This window comes from Streptococcus suis (assembly GCF_002960425.1).
In the GTDB taxonomy this organism is placed as follows: Bacteria; Bacillota; Bacilli; order Lactobacillales; family Streptococcaceae; genus Streptococcus; species Streptococcus suis_S.
In genome coordinates this window covers 19,929-38,624 of sequence record NZ_POIZ01000031.1, presented here as the reverse complement: position 1 = coordinate 38,624, position 18,696 = coordinate 19,929, and the positions used below count along the sequence as shown (strand labels likewise).

Sequence of the window (18,696 nt, the reverse complement as noted above, 5' to 3'; positions counted from 1 at the left end):
TAAACAAAGGATAAAGTATGAACATCGGTATTGATAAAATCGGTTTTGCGGCACCCGATTATGTTTTAGATTTGGCTAATTTAGCCCTCGCCCGCAACATTGACCCTAACAAATATAAGATTGGTCTTCTCCAGTCAGAAATGGCTGTCGCACCTGTCACACAAGATATTGTCTCACTCGGCGCTCAAGCTGCAGCAGCTATTTTGACCGAAGAAGACAAACAGACCATTGACATGGTCATCGTCGGAACAGAATCAAGCGTGGATCAAAGTAAGGCCGCTGCTGTATCTATTCACGGTTTGTTAGGCATCCAGCCATTTGCTCGTTCTATCGAGATGAAGGAAGCCTGCTATGGGGCTACTGCTGGACTAAGCTTAGCCAAGAGCCATATCGCTCAATTTCCAGACTCAAAAGTATTGGTGATTGCTAGTGACATTGCCAAGTATGGAGTAGCTTCAGGAGGCGAGCCAACTCAGGGGGCTGGCGCCGTTGCCATGTTGGTCACAGCCAACCCACGCATCATGGTCCTCAATAATGACAATGTTTGCCAGACTCGCGACATTTATGACTTCTGGCGACCAAACTATGACAAGTACCCTCGCGTTGATGGCCGCTTCTCAACTGAACAGTACACTGACTGCCTAACCACAACCTTTGATTATTACCAGCAAAAAACAGGTCAGTCGCTTGAAGATTTTGCAGCCATGTGCTTGCACATCCCCTTCTCCAAGCAAGGTCTCAAAGGTTTACAAGCCATCGCTAAAAATGAAGAAACCCTCAACCGCTTGACAGAGCGCTTCCAGGAAGCCATCGTCTATAACAAGGTTGTCGGTAACATCTACACTGGATCCATCTTCCTTTCATTCCTTTCCCTTTTGGAAAATAGCAGAGCGCTCGAGGCAGGGGATCAAATCCTCTTTTATAGCTATGGTAGCGGTGCTGTCTGTGAAATCTTCAGCGGTTCCCTTGTTGAAGGATACCAGAAACAATTAGACCAAAATCGCTTAGAAAGCCTCAACCAACGCACTAAACTCAGTGTCGAGGAATACGAACGCATCTTCTTTGAAGAAGTTTCTCTTGATGAAACAGGCACTTCAGTTGAGCTCCCAGCAGATCCAGCACCTTTCGCCCTCATTCAAGTAGACCAACACAAGCGGATTTATCGGAATTAAAAGCCAAAACGGCGCCCTTTGGCTCTAACCAAGGGCGCTTTTCGTTAGAAATTAGAAAGAGGAAAGCATGTCAACTTTTTCAGGATTTTACAAAAAGTCACGTCAGGAGCGCATTGAGCTTCTTCACCAAAACAAACCTCTGTCAGAAACGAGCTTGGACATTCTTCATCAAGACACCAATCTTCCTGAAGCCATTGCAGGCAAGATGGCGGAGAACCATCTGGGAACCTTTGCCCTGCCCTTCTCAGTTCTGCCTGAATTACTTGTGGATGGACAGGTTTACTCTGTTCCTATGGTGACAGAAGAACCTTCTGTGGTTGCCGCTGCTTCTTTCGGCGCCAAAATCATCGCTCGTTCTGGCGGTTTTACCACTACCATCCACAACCGTATCATGATTGGACAGGTGGCACTCTTTGATGTTCCTGACCATAGCCGAGCAAGTCAGGCTATTCTCGACCAGAAAGCTACTATTTTAGAAGCTGCCAATCAAGCCCATCCATCTATTGTGAAACGCGGAGGGGGCGCTCGTGACCTGACTGTGGAAAGTAAGGATGAGTTTTTGATTGTCTATCTTCAAGTGGATGTCCAAGAAGCCATGGGCGCCAATATTCTCAATAACATGCTAGAAGCCATTAAGGACGATTTAGAAGAGCTCAGTCAGGGACAGGCCTTGATGGGAATCCTATCCAACTATGCAACCGAATCTCTAGTCACTTCCCAGTGTCGTCTTGCCATATCCAGTCTGGCTACTAGCTTCTCTATTGCCCAAGAAACGGCTCAAAAAATTGCCCTAGCTAGCAAGCTGGCCCAGGTGGACCCTTATCGGGCTGCCACTCATAACAAAGGGATATTTAACGGTATCGATGCCGTGGTGCTTGCGACTGGAAATGACTGGCGGGCGGTTGAGGCCGGTGCTCATGCTTATGCCAGCCGTGATGGACAGTACAAGGGACTCTCTACTTGGTCTATCGATGGGGAGCACTTGGTCGGCTCCATCACCCTGCCCCTTCCGATTGCTTCGGTCGGTGGCTCGATTGGGCTCAATCCCAAGGTGGCAGTTGCTTTTGACCTGCTCAACCAGCCCAAGGCTCGCCAACTGGCCTCCATCATCGCTTCAGTCGGGCTTTGTCAAAACTTTGCAGCCCTGCGAGCCTTGGTCACTTCTGGTATTCAGGCAGGTCATATGAAACTCCATGCCAAATCCCTAGCCCTCCTTGCTGGTGCTGAGGAACAAGAAGTGGATCAACTGGCCCAACTCCTGCGCAAAGAAAAACACAGCAACCTAGAAACTGCACAAAAACTATTGGCAACTTTGAGACAATATAAAAAAGAGGGATAACCTCTTTTTTTAGTCAACTATTTGCTCCATGCGAAACATTTGAGGCTTCATGCCCAAGCGTTCATAGAATCGAACAGCTCCCACATTGTCTGCCCATACGTTTAGTGTGAGATTATGACACCCCTGTTCCTTGGCATAGGAAAGGGCAAAGTCATAGAATTGCTCACCGATTTTTTGACCACGTGCAGCACTAGCTACACACAAATCATCTATGAACAGGGTTTTGACCGGTTCCAAAACATCACCTGTCGCAGTCCTCAGCTCACAAAATAGATGACCAACCACTTTCCCTTCTACTTCATAAACAAAAACTGGCTTAGCTGGATTGTCCAATAATTCCCTTAATTCATCCTCAGAAAACTTTTGACCTGAGCTTCTAAAAATATCTGGTCGTGCCTGATGATGAACCTGTAAAATATCTTGCAACAATTCATTTAATACTGGAATATCTGATTGTGTAGCTTTACGTATGGTCATATAAATCTCCCCTTAATTTTGTTCTCTATTATAGCACAAGTTTGTTTTTTAACAAAATAGGTCTAAAGACCGATGAAGAATCTGAAAATTCGGTTATACTATAAGTGTATCCTAAAATTTTTCATAAATCTCCTTAAAAATCAGTCTGCTAAGGCTGGTTTTTTGTTTTCCAAAAAGTTACAAATACCGAGTAAACAAATATAGTTTGAATATATTTATTTTAAATGTTAGAATATAGTCAAGAACTATAAAAGAGAGGTCTGAATATGCCTACAATAATAAAAGATAAACAAATCAACTTTAAAGTTAACTCAGAATACTTTGAAATGGCTAAAGAAGTCTTTCAAGAAAATGGGTTAGATATTACCTCTGCATTCAACGAATTTGTTCAAGAGGTGGCCATTACTAAAACATTACCTTTTAAGACCATTGAAGAGAAGGAAAGAGAGAAATTAGTTTCTCGTCTTCAAGAAGAGATATCAGCTAGCTATGAAGAACTAAAAGCTAGTAAAGGTCTAAGTATCGAGGATGCTAGAAAGGCAGTACTAGGATAATGGAGAAATACAAAATCATTATTTCGCCAAGAGTTATTGAGCAGATTAAAAGCATCAGGGATTACATTGCCAATGTGAAGCTCAGCCCTGAAACTGCCGATAGGCTGGTAACTGCCATTTTTGATGAGATTGAGAGTTTAGAAGTATTTCCTGAACGTGGTTTTAATGCTGATGAAAAAATTGGAACTATAATTGATAGGTCCGGACGTAGTAGTCGCGGAATAACTATTCAAAACGGTAAATATATTGTCATCTATTCTATTGACAAGAGGGAAGGGTTAGTTGAGGTAGCTTTCCTGTTTTCATCTAAGACAGACTATGCAAAACTTTTCCTATAGAAATGCTTCTTTTTGTGTGACCTTTGCCTATACAAAAAAACTAACCAGCCACATCTTCCGTCATACCTTGGTCAGTCACCTGGCAGAGAATAGAGTACCACTCAAAGCAATTATGGACCGTGTGGGCCATGCAGACGCCAAGACAACTATCCAAATTTATACCCATGTTACCAAGAAAATGAAATCAAATGTGGCAGATATCATGGAAAATTACTAAAGTTTTGCTCCCTACTTGACGCAAAAAGTTTTTGCTATATTTCCAACCTCCCAGAGTCACTCTCCTGACTCTTTGACGCAAAAAGTTTTTGCTATATTTCCAACCTCCCAGAGTCACTCCCCTGACTCTGGGAGCCCCAAAACACAGAAAAAAGCCTACTGCACAACGTAGAAACGTTGATACAATAGGCTTTTTCACGTTAAATTATTTTACCGCATCCTTGAGTGCTTTACCAGCTTTGAATGCTGGAACTTTTGAAGCTGCGATTTCGATTTCTTTACCAGTTTGTGGGTTGCGACCTTTACGTGCTGAACGCTCACGAACTTCAAAGTTACCGAAGCCGATCAATTGTACTTTTTCACCAGCTGCAAGGTAGTCTGCTACTGCTGCAAATACTGCATCAACAGCTGCTGCTGAATCTTTTTTAGTCAATGAAGTTGCTTCTGCAACTTTTGCAATCAAATCTTGTTTATTAGCCATTTTGCTAAGTCCTCCAATAATTTTCTGAGATTTAACTCACCCTTATATAGTACCGAAATTTAAGCATTTGGTCAAGTTTTAAATGCTGGTTTCTTACCTTTTTCTGTATATATCAACAATAATTTGGTCATTGTATAAATCAATAGTATTGGCCTTGCCATAAAGTCCAAATTTATTGTCCAATTCTGTTATTTTTAACTGAATTGCTGCCTCTTGGGAATTTATTTTGACAAAGGTGGGTAATTTGTAGTTTTTTTGCAGATAGGCTAAAACTTCTGCCTTGGGCAAGGACAGGTTTCCTGCTGAAATTTCCAATATTCGTAGAAGAACATTGCCATCTTCCATTTTGAGAGGTTGAAAATAGATATACAAGGGGATATCTACACCAAATACCTGATAGGTTCCTTCAAAAACAACCTGTTGGTTAGTCACAAATAATTGGTAAGAAAATTTCTCCGTTTGGTAATCTTTTAAATAGTTGGCAATGGTTTGATTAAGGGCTTCACGGTTGGTCGCGAAAGTCCCCACTTTCGCATCTGTCTGGCTAGATGGCACTAACTCCGTCATATGTTCTCGATTAACTTGGATACGATTTAGAAAAACCAGGCCCGCACCCAATGTTATAGCCAATTGAACCAAGAAGAGCCACTTCCAGATATTAAGGTGTCCAGCTTTTCTCAGTTTCATACATCTTCTCCAATAGTGCTTTTTTCATGATTTCATATCCCGTATTATTGGGATGAAAATGATCATCTTCGTACAATAAATTATTTGTGCTAGCCGAACTAGACTGGCTAAGCCCCATCTCGCCTTCCAAACCCTTATATAGCAAGTCATTGATTTCTACAAAGTAAACATCCTTGTATTTTTCCGTGATGTGCTGGGTTGTCTGATTCCATTTATCAACCACCGTCTGCATCTCGGTCAATTCAGGAAAACTGAGGTAGAAGGGATTGTAAATTCCCAAAATATAAATCGGCAGATTGGCATTCTCCTGTCTTGCTCGTTTGACAATCTTTTCTAGATTTCTCCCGTATTCCCTTGCCGGCTTATCAAAGGTGGAGAGCTTGAGATTGCTTAAATTCTTGATAATGACCTTCCGAAGATCATTTCCACCGACTGTCACGGTTAATAAATCAGCTTCTTTTAAGGCTTGTTTGAGTTCCTTGTTCTCCTTCATCCGCTTCAAAATTTGTGTACTGGTATTGCCAGAAATTCCAAAATTTTGAACGTCTACCTCATAACCGTACTCATTGACTAGCGACTGGGCAAGCAAGGGGACAAAACCACCTTGACCTGTCACATCTCCCACTCCTTCTGTCAAGGAGTCCCCAAGAGCCAAATAGCGAAATTTCCTATTCACTGAAAGACCTAGCTCTTCCTGACTGATGCGTGACGGCGCCTGTGGGATTAACTGATGGAATAGGAAGATTGACCCCAATAAACAGAGAAAAAAGAAGACAAGTCCCTGTATCAACTTCCGATTATTCATAACGAATAAGGATAGCCCAGGCATCTTCACCCGTGTGGGTTTGGATGATAGAACCTGTTTCCAATACAGAAATATCTGTTTCTACATGGGGCTGGAGCAAGTCTTTTATTTCATGGGCAAAGTCCGCTTTTCCTGAATAGGAAATGCCAATTTCTGCAACATCTTTATTGTTCAATCCGCTCGCAAATTCATCCAACCATTTTTTGAAAGTCTTATTGCCACGTCCTTTTACAATCGGAGTTAATTGATGATTCTTCATTTCCATGATAACACGGATGTTAAGCAGGCTACTAAGCATGCCTTGAACACGACCAATACGACCTCCCTTGACAAGATTTTCAAGGGTAGATACCCCGATATATAGTTCAGTCTTATCTTTGAGCTCTTCAATGGCAGTAAGGATTTCCTCCTTACTAGCTCCAACTTGTGCCAGTCTAGCTGCCTCCACTACCTGAAATTTTGCTGCCTGGTCAGTAAAGCCGGAGTCAAGAACAGTCACATCTGCACCAGACAAGGTAGCTCCTTGACGGGCAGCTTCAACCGTACCTGATAGGGCATGGGAAAGTAAGATAGCAATAATCTGACTACCGTCTTTAGCTAATTGACTGAAGGTTTCCGCAAAGAGGCCTACTGGGGGCTGGCTAGTTTTTGGTAGATTCTTACTTTCACGCATTAAGTTTAAAAACTCACCCTCAGTTAAATCACTATCTGAATAGACAACCCCATCCACCATAACAGACAAAGGAATGATGGTAATCCCCAACTCCTTAGCCAAACCAGCTTCTATTGTAGTGCTAGAATCTGTTACAATCTTAATCTTCATCATCAAGTGTCCTTCCGTTCTCTTCTGTATTATCCTTTATTATAACAAATTTCAAGCTAAAAATAAACATAAAAACAAAAGCAAAAAGGCTAGTTGCCTAACCTTTTTCAACTAATTCTTTTGCTTGACTGCGGGCTGCATCCGTAATCTTATCGCCTGCCAACATCTTGGCAATTTCCTCGATACGCTCCTCTTTGGTCAAAAGGCGGACACGGGAAACGGTCGAGTGGTCATCGGATATTTTTTCAATAAAGAACTGATAGTCCGCAATCGCAATCACCTGTGGCAAATGCGAGATGGCCAGGACCTGACCATATTGTCCAATTTTATAAATCTTCTGGGCAATGGCCTGGGCAACACGGCCTGAAACTCCTGTATCCACCTCGTCAAAGACGATAGAAGTCTTGCCTTCCTTACGAGCAAAGGCTGACTTAATAGCTAACATCAAGCGGGATAATTCCCCACCCGAGGCAACCTTGACCAAAGGCTTGAAGTCTTCACCAGGGTTGGTTGAGATATAAAACTCCACCGTTTCATTCCCCTCTCGGTTAAACTTACCCTTGGTAAAACGAACTTGGAAGCGCGCCTTCTCCATGTACAAGTCTTGTAATTCTTGACGGATAATCTCTTCCAGCAACTGAGCCAATTCATGTCGGGACTGGCTGAGCTGACTGGCTAAGGTCACTAATTCCTTCTCCATGGTCTTGAGTTGCACTTCCAAGTCATCTCCAGATAGGTCATTTCCTGTTAGAAGATTGTATTCTTCGCTGATCTTAGCAAAATAATCCAAGACATCATCGACCGTTCCACCGTATTTTTTAGTAATGGTGTGGAGCAGATCCAACCGACTTTCTAGCTGCAACAGGCGATTGCCATCGAAGTCCAAATGATCCACCACATCACTCAAGCGTTTGGTCACATCTTCAACAACATAGTAGGCCTCTGTCAGACTGCTAGAAAGCTGCTTGTATTCTGGGTCAAATTCTTCTAAACTTTGCAAGTCCCCCATGGCTGAACGAAGGTTGTTCAAACTTGAAAAATCTTCATTGTCCAACAGAGCATAGGCATTGGTCAAGGTATCCGCAATCTGCTTATGATTGAGTAACTTATCCCGCTCTTGATTGAGCTGAACATCTTCACCAGACTGCAGGTCTGCTGCTTCAATCTCAGCAATTTGGTATTCCAGCATCTCAATGCGGGCCTTATGCTCCTGCTCATTTTTCTGCTTTTCGAGCACTCGTTTGCGGAGGCTACGATAGGCATCAAAAGTGGTCTGATAGCGGTCTTTTAAAGCCCAAAACTCATCTTCTCCAAAGCTGTCTAAAAGACGGATATGGTGCTGGGCCTTCATCAATTCTTCCTGGTCATGCTGGCCGTGGATGTCCACTAGGTGCTGACCGATTTGTTTCAAGACAGACAAATTGACCATCTGCCCATTGACACGGCTCACGGAACGGCCATTTTGTAGGATTTCCCGACGGATAATGAGCTCGTCCGCAACCTCAATTCCCTGCTCACTCAAAATCTGTTCCAGAGCTCTGCTATTTTCAAAGGAAAAAAGCCCCTCAATCTCCGCCTTGGCTGCTCCGTGACGAATGACATCCGTCGTCGCACGCGCCCCTAACATCAGGTTCATGGCATCGATGATAATAGACTTGCCGGCCCCAGTTTCACCAGATAGGATGGTCATCCCCTTTTCAAAATTGAGGGATACCTGTTCAATAATGGCAAAATTCTTAATCGAAACTTCTAATAACATGACCTACCACCCTTTTATCGTACGTTCTAAATTAGGGATGGTTTCCTGGTCCTTCAAAATGAGTAGAATACTGTCATCATCAGCAATAATCGAGAAAATTTCCTCTTGGAAATACTCACAAATCTGCCTTTTTACGACCGTTGCACTCCCTGGTACCAATTTTAAGTTGACCATCTTGTCCATGACTGCAAAATCAAGAATATTATTGGACTTGACCTTGACTAGGCTACTTTTGGGCAAGCCATAGACATATCCCTTGTCAGCTGATGGAACCTTGATAATGCCTAATTCCTTGATATCACGGGATACAGTAGCCTGGGTTGCATGAACCCCCAAGGCTTCCAAGCGTTCCACAATTTCTTCCTGAGTATCAATGGGAAATCGGACTACCAAATCTTTAATGACTTCTAATCGTTCTCGTTTATTCATCCTTCTTAAATTCCTCGTGTGCTTGATTGACTATACTTCTTATTTCACTTTGTTCAATCGGACTAGGCTGGCTTGATTTCTCCAAATGAGCTAAAAATTCCGTGTTGCCATGACCACCTTGAACAGGTGAAAAACTAAGGCTCTTTACAGAAAAACCGGTTGCGACAGCCATAGCAGTCACATCTTCCAAGACCTTGATGTGAACTGCCTTATCCTTGACAATCCCGTTCTTACCAATATACTCTCGACCTGCTTCAAATTGGGGTTTAACCAAGGCCACGACCTGACCACCGTCTACCAAAATCTTGTGAAGAGCTGGTAAAATCAAGCCTAGGGAGATAAAACTGACATCTATCGACGCAAAACTTGGTTGACCCACTTCAAAATCAGCTAACTCAGCATAGCGGAAATTATACTGTTCCATGCTGATGACACGCTCGTCCTGGCGCAATTTCCAAGCCAGTTGATTGGTTCCGACATCTACAGCATAGACCTGCTTGGCGCCAGCCTGCAACATAACATCCGTAAATCCGCCTGTCGAAGCCCCAATATCAATTGTCGTTTGCCCCTCAACTGATAGGTCGAAAACCTGCAAGGCCTTTTCCAATTTGAGACCACCACGGCTGACATACTTGAGTTTCTCTCCCTTGAGCTTGAGTTCAACTCCCTCGTCAATTTTCTCACCAGGTTTATCGTAACGTTCGCCGTTGATGACCGATACCACCAGCCCAGCCATAACACCGCGTTTGGCCTGCTCTCGCGTCTCGAAAAGCCCCTGTTTAAAAGCTAGTACATCTACTCTTTCCTTAGCCATTGATTCGTAAACTTTCTATGATTTTTTTGATTTCTTCTCTTGAAAATGGGACTAGTTGAGCCACTTGATCTAGCTCACTGCTTGCTTGATTCAGGCTGTCTTCTAGAAAGACTTTTGAGGCCTCCAAGCCCATCATAGCTGGATAGGTAGACTTCTCTGCCAATAGATCCTTTTGCGGTGTTTTTCCGATTTCCTCAAAAGTGGCCGTCACATCCAATATATCATCCCGCACCTGAAAGGCTAGACCGACTAATTGACCTGCTTTTCGCAAATGGTGGATAACCTCATCTGACTGTCCAGCAATCAAACCAGCTGCGACAAAGGGAAAGGTCAATAATTTTCCAGTCTTATTGGCATGGATGGCTTGTAATTGTTCGAGAGATAATTTTTGTCCCTCACCTGCCATATCCAAGACCTGACCAGCAACCATTCCAAAAGTCCCAGATGCCTGAGAAAGCTCTCTCACGAGAGCAAGGATGGTCTCAGCTGGCAAATCTACCTGAGCCAAAAATCCAAACGGATCTAAAAATAGACTGTCCCCTGCTAAAATAGCTGTCGCTTCATCGAATTTCTTATGGTTGGTCAAACGCCCCCTACGGTAATCATCATCGTCCATGGCTGGCAGATCATCATGTATCAGACTACCAGTGTGAATGAGCTCGACACAGGCTGCCACTTGGTAATGAGCTTTTTGCAAGGTCACTCCAAAAGCTTCCAAAAGCGTCAAAAGGAGCATGGGACGAATCCGTTTGCCTCCTGCTTGAAGGGAATAGAGAACCGCTTGATTGAGCCCCTCAGCTACCTGAGGTTCATAAAAACTTGCCATGGTTTCCTCAAGTTGCTGCAATTTACTGGCTACCATTAGTTCATCTCCGCTTCACTGCCATCTGCCTGCATGACCTTGACCAAGGTCTTTTCAGCTTCAGCAAGTGTCTTTTGTAAATCCTTAGATAAAACCATACCTTTTTGAAACTCGGCAAGTGCCTCTTCCAAGGCTACATCCCCACGCTCCAATTTGGTTACGATTCCTTCTAATTCAGCTAAATTTTCTTCAAATGTTTTTGTCTTTTTGGACATGATTTACCTCCACATCAAGTTGACCATCCTTCATCTGAATGGTCAGGTGTTCACCCTTTTGTATAGTTTCCACACTGTCTAGGACCCGACCATCTTGTAAAAGCATGGCATAACCACGAGCTACAATGCGACTGGTATCCAGCATGGTTAGGGCCTCAATCAGCTTGTCTGCCTTGGACATCTTGTTATCATAAATATTGGCCATATTGCTCTTCAAGAGTCGTTCCTGCTGGATAATTCTTTCTTGGAAACTCTCGACTTTACGGCCAAGTTGTAAGCCTTGTAGGCGTTGATTGAGTAATAAGCTAGCCTGTTTCTGCTGGCTATATACTTCTTTCATTCGTGTCTGCAATTGATTGGTCAAGCGGTCTAATTTTTGCAAATAACCATCGTATAAGCGTTCAGGCTGTCGAAACATAACTGATTGGCTAATTTTCTCAAGCTGACCTCTCAGGAATTTCAAGCGATTGGTCATGGCCTGATAGGCTCGATTTTCCTGCTGATTTAAATAACCCAGCAAATCTGCCTTGGTCACAGGGGTCGCCAATTCTGCGGCAGCTGTCGGAGTGGCTGCCCTGCGGTCTGCCACAAAGTCTGCCAGAGTTGTATCTGTTTCGTGACCCACACTGGAAATGATAGGAATACGTGATTCAAAAATAGCTCGAACCACTATTTCCTCATTGAAAGCCCACAGGTCTTCAATAGAACCACCGCCACGACCAACAATGAGGACGTCCAAATCATCCCGCTCATTGGCTCTTTGGATATTGGCAACAACTTCTTGAGCAGCACCATCTCCTTGCACCTTGGTCGGATAGAGGACAATTTCCACACCAGGAAAACGCCGACTGACCGTGGTAATAATATCTTGAATGACCGCTCCACTTGGACTGGTAATGACCCCTATTTTCTTGGTAAACCGAGGTAATTCCTGCTTGAATTCTTGCTTAAATAGACCTTCCTGGGTCAGAGCTTGTTTGAGCTGTTCAAACTTGATGGCCAGGGCACCAATACCGTCTGGCTCCGCCTTTTCAATGATAATAGAATAGGAACCGCTAGGCTCATACAATTGCACACGCCCGACGGCATTGATTTTCATTCCCTCTTCAAGTTCAAAGCCCAGATTTTTATAGACACCAGCCCACATGGTGGCCTGAATGACTGCCTTATCATCCTTGAGCGAAAAATATTGATGGCTAGGACGCTTGCGGAAATTGGACACTTGCCCTGTTAAATAGACCTTATCCAAATAAGGATCTCGGTCAAATTTTAATTTTAAATACTTGGTTAGATGGCTAACCGTTAAATATTCAACCATGTCCACTCCTTCTGTCTGTATCTCTACTATTATATCAAAAATTGCACATTTATACAGAACTGGACACATCATTTCCAATAGCTTTCCTGTGTTTTTTTCTGCAATTTGCTATATAATAGTTTGTGAGAAAATAGGAACTTGATGACAGGTTCTCAGGTTCTAAGGAGTTTATGATGAAAATTGATGATTTACGAAAAAGTTCCAACATTGAAGACCGTAGAGGTCAAAGGAGCTCGGGACCATCTTTCTCTGGTGGTTCTGCTGGGGGTAATCTCTTACTAAGCCTACTCTTCTCCCGTCTGGGTTGGAAGGGAAAATTGGTGCTAGTGGTCCTCCTCTTCGCTTTTGGTGGCATGTCTAATCTAGGTGGTCTACTTTCACCAACGACCAACACCAATCCTTATCAGTCTAGTCAAGTCACTACAAGTGGTACCAGTGTATCCGATGCAGATGCAGAATTCATGAGTAAGGTACTGGCCTCAACAGAAGATTTTTGGACACAAGAGTTTGCAAGAAATGGTCTGACTTACCAAGCGCCAACCCTTGTTTTCTATACAGACCAGACCCAAACAGGATGCGGAACTGGTTCTGCTCAAGCTGGCCCCTTCTATTGTTCGGCTGACCGTAAGATTTATATCGATACATCCTTCTATCAGGAATTATCCAACAAGTACAATGCTGCAGGCGACTTTGCCATGGCCTATGTCATTGCCCACGAGGTTGGCCACCATGTCCAAAATGAATTAGAAGTTCTCGGTGCCTACCACCAAAAGCGTGCTCAGTTGTCCGACAAGGAAGGCAATGCTCTCAATGTTCGTCTCGAATTACAAGCTGACTACTATGCTGGTGCCTGGGCCAAATATGTCGATGGTCAGGGTATCTTAGATGTTGGAGATATTGATGAAGCCATGAATGCAGCTCATGCTGTTGGTGATGATACCCTCCAGCAAGAAGCCTATGGCCGCACTGTCCCAGATAGTTTCACCCACGGTACTTCCGAACAACGCAAAAAATGGTTTAACCTTGGATATACCTATGGTGACCTTGCCCACGCTGATACCTTTTCAGTTGCTAATCCTTAAAAATGCAATCCCTAGTCAAATGACTGGGGATTTTCTTATAAAAAAACGAGGTCAGCCCTTGCCAACCTCATCTACTTTTTTATTTCCCGCTTCTAACACAAGCTTCATAGGTTTGCTCCATAAGCATGGTAATGGTCATAGGACCAACTCCTCCTGGAACTGGGGTGATGTGGCTGGCTAGATCTGCCACTTCATCATACTTGACATCCCCAATCAGTTTGCCGTTTTCATCACGGTTCATGCCCACATCAATCACCACTGCACCTGGCTTGACAAATTCCTTGGTTACAAAATGTCCACGACCGATGGCAACGACAAGAATATCCGCCTGACGAGCCAGTTCTGGGAGATTTTTTGTCCGCGAATGAGCAATAGTCACAGTCGCATTGGCATCCAGCAGAAGCTGGGCCATAGGTTTTCCAACAATATTAGAACGACCGATGACAAGAGCGGACTTGCCTTCTAGGTCAATCTGGTATTCCTTGAACATCTCCATAATTCCTGCTGGAGTAGAGGGAATCATGACCGGATGACCTGACCAGAATTTACCCATATTGGTCGGATGGAAACCATCCACATCCTTGTCTGGATCAATAGCCAACAAAACTTTTTCTTCACTGATGTGGGCTGGTAGAGGCAACTGCACCAAGATGCCATGCCATGCATCATCTTGATTGTAGCGCTCAATCAATTCCAAGAGTTCCGCCTCTGAAATCGTGGCTGCTACACGTACCACTTCACTCTTGAAACCAGCAGCAAGGGCTGAACGCTCTTTGTTACGAACATAGACCTGACTGGCTGGATCTTCGCCCACTAAAATAACGACCAGACCTGGCACCAAGCCTTTTTCCGCTTTTAGCCGAGCTGTTTTTTCTGCCAGAGCTGCCTGCAATTTGGCTGCTAAAGCTTTTCCATCAATAACTGTCATTGCTTAAAATCTCCTCACTTTTTCTTCATTATACCTTATTTCCTACTGATTTGACTAGGTTCTCCACCCAATTCACCAGAAAACAAGAAAAAACTCCGAACAATGTCGGAGTTATTCTTACAAGACTTTAGACAAGAAATCCTTGGTCCGTTCTTCCTTGGTATGTTCAAACACTTCTTCAGGAGTTCCATCTTCGACAATGTAGCCCCCATCCATGAAGATAACCCGGTCTGCCACTTCACGCGCAAAGCCCATTTCATGCGTTACAATGACCATGGTCATACCTGACTTGGCCAAGTCCTGCATAACCGCAAGTACCTCTCCAACCATTTCAGGATCAAGGGCAGAGGTCGGCTCATCAAAGAGCAAGACATCGGGATCCATGGCCAAACCACGGGCAATAGCAATCCGTTGCTGCTGACCACCTGATAAACTTTGTGGATAGGCATCTGCCTTATCAGGCAAACCAACTTTTGCCAACAATTCATGCGCCTTAGCTTCAGCTTCTGCCTTAGCAATTCCTTTTGTTTTAATGGGTGATAAGGTAATATTTTCCAAGACTGTCATATTTGGGAAAAGGTTAAATTGCTGGAAAACCATGCCCATCTTTTCACGCATCTTGAAAATATCGTTTGATTTATCCGTAATATCAACACCCTCAAATGTCACCGTCCCCTTGGTCGGTACCTCTAAGAGATTCATGGTTCGCAAGAAAGTTGATTTTCCAGAACCGGATGGTCCAATGATGACAACCACTTGACCTTGCTGGATATCTAAATCAATCCCTTTTAAAACTTCATTTTCACCAAAATACTTATGAAGATCTTTTATGGAAATAATTGCTTCCGTCATCTTAGTGTCCTCCCTTATTTAACTTTTTCTCGAGGGCTTGAATGCCAAGGGTCAAAATACTGGTCATCATCAAATAATAAAAGGCTGCAAAAATAAGCGGACTTTGCGTTAAATAAGTCGTCGTAGCAACCGTCTGTGCTCCATTCCACAACTCAATGACACCAATCGTTGACAAGAGCGAACTGTCCTTAACAATAGTCACAAACTCGTTTCCTAAAGCAGGAAGAATATTCTTGATGGCTTGTGGCATGATAACATAACGCATAGCCTGTTTGGGACGAATACCTAATGAGTAGGCCGCCTCTAATTGCCCCTTTGGTACGGCATTGATCCCTGCACGGATGGTTTCTGAAACATATGCACCTGAGTTCATTGAAATGACAATAATTCCAGGAATCAAGCGAGCCAAATCCACATCTAAAATCCCTAGTTGGATAGTTGGCGCCACAAAGTTGGTCATAGCAAAGGCGATCATAATCTGTACTACCATGGGAGTACCACGGAAAATCCAGACATAGACATTAGCCAACCACACCAAAACCTTGTATCTACTACGCTGGGCAAAGGCTAATAGAGTACCCAAAATGCTCCCAAAGAAAACCGAGAAAAAAGCGATAATAAGGGTTACGAGAGCCCCATAATTAAAATATGCCCAGTAATCAGGCAAGAAAGAAAAATCCATTCATTCACTCCTCAAATATGATATAAACACTATTATACCATTTCTGAATATTTATGCAACGTTTTTGGCTAAAATATTCATTTTACTGCAAGAAAAAAGCACCTCTCGGTGCTCGAGCTTGTTCTTAGTACAACAATTCATAGATTTCCATCGCAATCAAGTCAATACTGTCAAACGTGTAGGTTTCACGAGCAGCGACATCACGCAAGGTAAACACTGAACCATTTTCCTCGTCATAGCTATAAGCCACTTCTGCAACAACAACTCCTTCACGCTCAAAGTTACGTTTCAAGGTGCCGCCATCGTTAGCCATAGCTTCCAGACGGTTGATAATTCTCACCAAATGTGATTCCATATTCCTTCTCCTAATCCTTTTTATAAAAACATTTTACCACATATTATAAAAAAAGTCTTGATTTTTCAACATTTTCTTGTCAGTTACAAGACTTCCTAGAGATTATTTTCCGAATATAGCAGTTTCTTGATTTTTCCATAAATCTTGTTATAATTAAGCTATAACTGACCTTTATTGACTATTTGACAAAGGTCCATTCCAAAGAAAGAGGTAGAACTATGCTCTGTCATAACTGTAACATTAACGACGCAACCATCCATCTCTATACCAATCTAAATGGTAAGCAACAACAGGTTGACCTCTGCCACAACTGCTACCAAATCATGAAAACAGACCCAAATAATGCTATTCTAAAAGGATTGGGAGATTTGACCAATCCAAATAATATGGATCCTTTCAGCGAGTTCTTCAATCACTTGGGAGGCTACCCTGGCAACACTCCTGCTGGTAAGAAACGCGACCAAACACCTCCAACACAGGCCGGTGGAAATCACAACGGACGCGGAGGCCAAACGCCCCCACCTCAACAACCACAGCAACCAAATGGCCTTTTGGAAGAATTCGGTATCAACGTAACAGAAATTGCTCGTCGTGGCGACATTGATCCAGTCATTGGTCGTGACCAAGAAATTACGCGTGTCATCGAAATCCTCAACCGCCGTACCAAGAACAATCCCGTTCTCATTGGCGAGCCTGGTGTCGGAAAAACCGCTGTCGTTGAGGGACTAGCTCAGAAAATTGTGGATGGTGATGTACCACAAAAACTGCAAGGTAAAGAAGTCATCCGTCTGGATGTTGTCAGCCTGGTTCAAGGAACTGGTATACGTGGTCAATTTGAAGAACGCATGCAAAAACTCATGGAGGAAATCCGCAATCGCCGCGAGATTATTCTCTTCATTGATGAGATCCACGAGATTGTTGGTGCAGGTTCAGCAGGCGATGGCAATATGGATGCTGGCAATATCCTCAAACCAGCCCTTGCTCGTGGGGAGATGCAACTGGTCGGTGCAACAACGCTCAACGAATACCGGATTATCGAGAAGGATGCTGCCCTAGAACGCCGTATGCAGCCTGTAAAAGTGGAAGAACCAAGTGTTGAAGAAACCATTATTATTCTCAAAGGTATTCAAAATAAATACCAAGATTACCATCATGTCAAATACTCTGATGCTGCCATTGAAGCTGCTGCGGTACTCTCTAACCGCTACATCCAAGACCGATTCTTGCCAGACAAGGCTATTGACCTACTGGATGAAGCAGGTTCTAAAATGAACTTGACCCTCAATTTTGTCGATCCAAAAGAAATCGACCAGCGGTTGATTGATGCGGAAAACCGTAAGGCACAGGCAACCCGCGACGAAGACTTTGAAAAGGCAGCCTATTTCCGCGACCAGATTGCCAAGTATAAGGAAATGCAAAAGGCAACCATCAGCGAGGAAGATATTCCCCTCATTACTGAAAAGGAAATTGAAGCCATCGTAGAACAAAAAACCAACATCCCTGTAGGTGATTTGAAAGAAAAAGAGCAATCACAACTCATCAACCTGGCTAAGGACCTCAAGGCACATGTCATCGGGCAAGATGAAGCCGTTGATAAGATTGCCAAGGCCATTCGTCGCAACCGTGTCGGTCTTGGAGCGCCAAACCGTCCAATCGGCTCCTTCCTCTTTGTTGGTCCAACAGGTGTCGGTAAGACAGAACTGTCCAAGCAACTAGCCATCGAACTCTTTGGCTCAGCCGATAGCATGATTCGATTTGATATGTCGGAATATATGGAAAAACATGCCGTAGCCAAGCTGGTCGGAGCACCTCCCGGGTATGTAGGCTACGAAGAAGCCGGCCAACTAACTGAAAAAGTTCGCCGCAATCCATACTCGCTCATTCTTCTGGATGAAGTTGAAAAAGCCCACCCAGATGTTATGCACATGTTCCTCCAAGTTCTTGATGATGGTCGTTTGACAGACGGACAAGGCCGCACCGTCAGCTTCAAAGACACCATTATCATCATGACGTCCAACGCTGGTACTGGCAAGGTTGAAGCCAGTGTAGGCTTTGGAGCAGCCATGGAAGGTCGCACCCAGTCGGTTCTTGGCCAACTTAGCAATTTCTTCAGCCCAGAATTCATGAACCGCTTTGACGGAATCATCGAGTTCCAACCACTCAGCAAGGAAAACCTCCTTGAAATTGTCAGCCTCATGTTAGACGATGTCAACAAACGCTTGTCTAATAACGGCATTAGCTTACATGTGACAGATAAGGTCAAAGAAAAGCTAGTTGATCTAGGTTACGATCCCAAAATGGGGGCTCGGCCACTTCGCAGAACCATCCAAGATCAAATTGAAGATGCCATTACAGACTTCTACTTGGAAAACCCAAGCGAAAAAGACCTTCGCGCTGTTATGACCAGCAAGGGGAATATTCAAATCAAGGCACAGACAAAAGTAAAATAAGTAAGAAAAGTAAGAAAAGTGGGACTGGAACCTTGACCAGTTCCGTTTTTTCAAAAAT

Annotated in this window: 21 protein-coding genes and 1 pseudogene; 7 read left to right on the top strand and 15 right to left on the bottom strand. The window is 43.7% G+C overall.

What is annotated here, in order from left to right; all coding sequences use genetic code 11:
* Positions 1 to 17: 17 nt before the first annotated feature.
* Together C1G57_RS03395 and C1G57_RS03390 are read left to right on the top strand one after the other, a co-directional pair.
* The gene (locus C1G57_RS03395; protein WP_105113736.1) at positions 18 to 1,172 is read left to right on the top strand and encodes a hydroxymethylglutaryl-CoA synthase; all 1,155 of its coding nucleotides are present in this window, start codon (positions 18 to 20) and stop codon (positions 1,170 to 1,172) included.
* A gap of 67 nt (positions 1,173 to 1,239) precedes the next feature.
* Complete coding sequence (locus tag C1G57_RS03390) at positions 1,240 to 2,511, top strand: hydroxymethylglutaryl-CoA reductase, degradative (RefSeq protein ID WP_105113735.1); 1,272 nt, start codon at positions 1,240 to 1,242, stop codon at positions 2,509 to 2,511.
* Positions 2,512 to 2,520: 9 nt separating this feature from the next.
* Here the strand turns inward: C1G57_RS03390 and C1G57_RS03385 are convergent, their stop codons facing one another.
* The gene (locus C1G57_RS03385) at positions 2,521 to 2,988 is read right to left on the bottom strand and encodes a GNAT family N-acetyltransferase (RefSeq protein ID WP_105113734.1); all 468 of its coding nucleotides are present in this window, start codon (positions 2,986 to 2,988) and stop codon (positions 2,521 to 2,523) included.
* Between the two features lie 266 nt (positions 2,989 to 3,254).
* Here C1G57_RS03385 and C1G57_RS03380 point away from each other — a divergent pair, with 266 nt between their 5' ends.
* From C1G57_RS03380 to C1G57_RS03370, 3 genes and pseudogenes are all read left to right on the top strand, one after another.
* Positions 3,255 to 3,542: a toxin-antitoxin system antitoxin subunit gene (locus C1G57_RS03380; RefSeq protein WP_105113733.1), complete on the top strand. Its 288-nt coding sequence runs from the start codon at positions 3,255 to 3,257 to the stop codon at positions 3,540 to 3,542.
* Positions 3,542 to 3,880, top strand: a complete 339-nt coding sequence (locus C1G57_RS03375; RefSeq protein WP_105113732.1) for a type II toxin-antitoxin system RelE/ParE family toxin — start codon at positions 3,542 to 3,544, stop codon at positions 3,878 to 3,880. Before C1G57_RS03380 ends, C1G57_RS03375 begins: the two co-directional genes overlap by 1 nt.
* 28 nt (positions 3,881 to 3,908) lie before the next feature.
* Positions 3,909 to 4,097, top strand: a pseudogene (locus C1G57_RS03370) (tyrosine-type recombinase/integrase); the annotation flags it as partial.
* Between the two features lie 204 nt (positions 4,098 to 4,301).
* On the opposite strand, the gene C1G57_RS03365 reads toward C1G57_RS03370, so the two are convergent.
* The 10 genes from C1G57_RS03365 to xseA form a co-directional block, all read right to left on the bottom strand.
* Positions 4,302 to 4,577 carry an HU family DNA-binding protein gene (locus tag C1G57_RS03365; RefSeq protein WP_105113731.1) on the bottom strand — a complete coding sequence of 92 codons (276 nt, stop codon included), beginning with the start codon at positions 4,575 to 4,577 and terminating at the stop codon, positions 4,302 to 4,304.
* A gap of 93 nt (positions 4,578 to 4,670) precedes the next feature.
* A complete protein-coding gene (locus C1G57_RS03360; protein WP_105113730.1) occupies positions 4,671 to 5,264 on the bottom strand; it encodes a YpmS family protein in 594 nt (197 codons plus the stop codon).
* Positions 5,236 to 6,069 carry an SGNH/GDSL hydrolase family protein gene (locus C1G57_RS03355; RefSeq protein ID WP_161941096.1) on the bottom strand — a complete coding sequence of 278 codons (834 nt, stop codon included), beginning with the start codon at positions 6,067 to 6,069 and terminating at the stop codon, positions 5,236 to 5,238. The genes C1G57_RS03360 and C1G57_RS03355 overlap by 29 nt, the downstream gene beginning before the upstream one ends.
* Entirely contained in the window at positions 6,062 to 6,895 is an 834-nt protein-coding gene (locus tag C1G57_RS03350; RefSeq protein WP_105113728.1) for a DegV family protein, read from the bottom strand. The genes C1G57_RS03355 and C1G57_RS03350 overlap by 8 nt, the downstream gene beginning before the upstream one ends.
* Before the next feature lie 94 nt (positions 6,896 to 6,989).
* Positions 6,990 to 8,651: a DNA repair protein RecN gene (recN, locus tag C1G57_RS03345; RefSeq protein WP_105113727.1), complete on the bottom strand. Its 1,662-nt coding sequence runs from the start codon at positions 8,649 to 8,651 to the stop codon at positions 6,990 to 6,992.
* 3 nt (positions 8,652 to 8,654) lie between these two features.
* Positions 8,655 to 9,080, bottom strand: coding sequence for an arginine repressor (locus C1G57_RS03340; RefSeq protein WP_105113726.1), 426 nt, complete (start codon positions 9,078 to 9,080; stop codon positions 8,655 to 8,657).
* Positions 9,073 to 9,894, bottom strand: a complete 822-nt coding sequence (locus tag C1G57_RS03335; RefSeq protein ID WP_105113725.1) for a TlyA family RNA methyltransferase — start codon at positions 9,892 to 9,894, stop codon at positions 9,073 to 9,075. The genes C1G57_RS03340 and C1G57_RS03335 overlap by 8 nt, the downstream gene beginning before the upstream one ends.
* On the bottom strand, positions 9,887 to 10,756 hold the full coding sequence (locus tag C1G57_RS03330; protein WP_105113724.1) for a polyprenyl synthetase family protein: 870 nt from the start codon (positions 10,754 to 10,756) through the stop codon (positions 9,887 to 9,889). Before C1G57_RS03330 ends, C1G57_RS03335 begins: the two co-directional genes overlap by 8 nt.
* Complete coding sequence (locus tag C1G57_RS03325; RefSeq protein ID WP_029186527.1) at positions 10,756 to 10,971, bottom strand: exodeoxyribonuclease VII small subunit; 216 nt, start codon at positions 10,969 to 10,971, stop codon at positions 10,756 to 10,758. The genes C1G57_RS03330 and C1G57_RS03325 overlap by 1 nt, the downstream gene beginning before the upstream one ends.
* Positions 10,946 to 12,289 (bottom strand): exodeoxyribonuclease VII large subunit, encoded by a 1,344-nt coding sequence (gene xseA, locus C1G57_RS03320; protein ID WP_105113723.1) that lies wholly within the window; start codon positions 12,287 to 12,289, stop codon positions 10,946 to 10,948. The genes C1G57_RS03325 and xseA overlap by 26 nt, the downstream gene beginning before the upstream one ends.
* Before the next feature lie 173 nt (positions 12,290 to 12,462).
* Here xseA and C1G57_RS03315 point away from each other — a divergent pair, with 173 nt between their 5' ends.
* A complete protein-coding gene (locus C1G57_RS03315; protein ID WP_105113722.1) occupies positions 12,463 to 13,371 on the top strand; it encodes a neutral zinc metallopeptidase in 909 nt (302 codons plus the stop codon).
* 79 nt (positions 13,372 to 13,450) lie between these two features.
* Here the strand turns inward: C1G57_RS03315 and C1G57_RS03310 are convergent, their stop codons facing one another.
* The 4 genes from C1G57_RS03310 to C1G57_RS03295 form a co-directional block, all read right to left on the bottom strand.
* A complete protein-coding gene (locus C1G57_RS03310; protein WP_105113721.1) occupies positions 13,451 to 14,299 on the bottom strand; it encodes a bifunctional methylenetetrahydrofolate dehydrogenase/methenyltetrahydrofolate cyclohydrolase in 849 nt (282 codons plus the stop codon).
* Between the two features lie 117 nt (positions 14,300 to 14,416).
* The gene (locus C1G57_RS03305) at positions 14,417 to 15,151 is read right to left on the bottom strand and encodes an amino acid ABC transporter ATP-binding protein (protein WP_105113720.1); all 735 of its coding nucleotides are present in this window, start codon (positions 15,149 to 15,151) and stop codon (positions 14,417 to 14,419) included.
* A 1-nt stretch (position 15,152) separates the two neighbouring features.
* Positions 15,153 to 15,833: an amino acid ABC transporter permease gene (locus C1G57_RS03300; RefSeq protein ID WP_105113719.1), complete on the bottom strand. Its 681-nt coding sequence runs from the start codon at positions 15,831 to 15,833 to the stop codon at positions 15,153 to 15,155.
* 124 nt (positions 15,834 to 15,957) lie between these two features.
* The gene (locus tag C1G57_RS03295) at positions 15,958 to 16,188 is read right to left on the bottom strand and encodes a DUF1797 family protein (RefSeq protein WP_024532454.1); all 231 of its coding nucleotides are present in this window, start codon (positions 16,186 to 16,188) and stop codon (positions 15,958 to 15,960) included.
* A 218-nt stretch (positions 16,189 to 16,406) separates the two neighbouring features.
* On the opposite strand from C1G57_RS03295, the gene C1G57_RS03290 reads away from it, so the two are divergent.
* Positions 16,407 to 18,638, top strand: a complete 2,232-nt coding sequence (locus tag C1G57_RS03290; RefSeq protein WP_105113718.1) for an ATP-dependent Clp protease ATP-binding subunit — start codon at positions 16,407 to 16,409, stop codon at positions 18,636 to 18,638.
* Positions 18,639 to 18,696 lie beyond the last annotated feature (58 nt).

What these genes read in the sequence shown, in the direction of transcription:
- C1G57_RS03340 (WP_105113726.1), bottom strand. Translation starts at nt 9,080, where the DNA reads ATGAATAAACGAGAACGATTAGAAGTCATTAAAGATTTGGTAGTCCGA.
- C1G57_RS03290 (WP_105113718.1), top strand. Translation starts at nt 16,407, where the DNA reads ATGCTCTGTCATAACTGTAACATTAACGACGCAACCATCCATCTCTAT.
- C1G57_RS03335 (WP_105113725.1), bottom strand. Translation starts at nt 9,894, where the DNA reads ATGGCTAAGGAAAGAGTAGATGTACTAGCTTTTAAACAGGGGCTTTTC.
- xseA (WP_105113723.1), bottom strand. Translation starts at nt 12,289, where the DNA reads ATGGTTGAATATTTAACGGTTAGCCATCTAACCAAGTATTTAAAATTA.
- C1G57_RS03310 (WP_105113721.1), bottom strand. Translation starts at nt 14,299, where the DNA reads ATGACAGTTATTGATGGAAAAGCTTTAGCAGCCAAATTGCAGGCAGCT.
- C1G57_RS03380 (WP_105113733.1), top strand. Translation starts at nt 3,255, where the DNA reads ATGCCTACAATAATAAAAGATAAACAAATCAACTTTAAAGTTAACTCA.
- C1G57_RS03355 (WP_161941096.1), bottom strand. Translation starts at nt 6,069, where the DNA reads ATGAATAATCGGAAGTTGATACAGGGACTTGTCTTCTTTTTTCTCTGT.
- C1G57_RS03305 (WP_105113720.1), bottom strand. Translation starts at nt 15,151, where the DNA reads ATGACGGAAGCAATTATTTCCATAAAAGATCTTCATAAGTATTTTGGT.
- C1G57_RS03395 (WP_105113736.1), top strand. Translation starts at nt 18, where the DNA reads ATGAACATCGGTATTGATAAAATCGGTTTTGCGGCACCCGATTATGTT.
- C1G57_RS03365 (WP_105113731.1), bottom strand. Translation starts at nt 4,577, where the DNA reads ATGGCTAATAAACAAGATTTGATTGCAAAAGTTGCAGAAGCAACTTCA.
- C1G57_RS03330 (WP_105113724.1), bottom strand. Translation starts at nt 10,756, where the DNA reads ATGGTAGCCAGTAAATTGCAGCAACTTGAGGAAACCATGGCAAGTTTT.
- C1G57_RS03325 (WP_029186527.1), bottom strand. Translation starts at nt 10,971, where the DNA reads ATGTCCAAAAAGACAAAAACATTTGAAGAAAATTTAGCTGAATTAGAA.
- C1G57_RS03375 (WP_105113732.1), top strand. Translation starts at nt 3,542, where the DNA reads ATGGAGAAATACAAAATCATTATTTCGCCAAGAGTTATTGAGCAGATT.
- C1G57_RS03360 (WP_105113730.1), bottom strand. Translation starts at nt 5,264, where the DNA reads ATGAAACTGAGAAAAGCTGGACACCTTAATATCTGGAAGTGGCTCTTC.
- C1G57_RS03300 (WP_105113719.1), bottom strand. Translation starts at nt 15,833, where the DNA reads ATGGATTTTTCTTTCTTGCCTGATTACTGGGCATATTTTAATTATGGG.
- C1G57_RS03315 (WP_105113722.1), top strand. Translation starts at nt 12,463, where the DNA reads ATGAAAATTGATGATTTACGAAAAAGTTCCAACATTGAAGACCGTAGA.
- C1G57_RS03295 (WP_024532454.1), bottom strand. Translation starts at nt 16,188, where the DNA reads ATGGAATCACATTTGGTGAGAATTATCAACCGTCTGGAAGCTATGGCT.
- recN (WP_105113727.1), bottom strand. Translation starts at nt 8,651, where the DNA reads ATGTTATTAGAAGTTTCGATTAAGAATTTTGCCATTATTGAACAGGTA.
- C1G57_RS03385 (WP_105113734.1), bottom strand. Translation starts at nt 2,988, where the DNA reads ATGACCATACGTAAAGCTACACAATCAGATATTCCAGTATTAAATGAA.
- C1G57_RS03350 (WP_105113728.1), bottom strand. Translation starts at nt 6,895, where the DNA reads ATGATGAAGATTAAGATTGTAACAGATTCTAGCACTACAATAGAAGCT.
- C1G57_RS03390 (WP_105113735.1), top strand. Translation starts at nt 1,240, where the DNA reads ATGTCAACTTTTTCAGGATTTTACAAAAAGTCACGTCAGGAGCGCATT.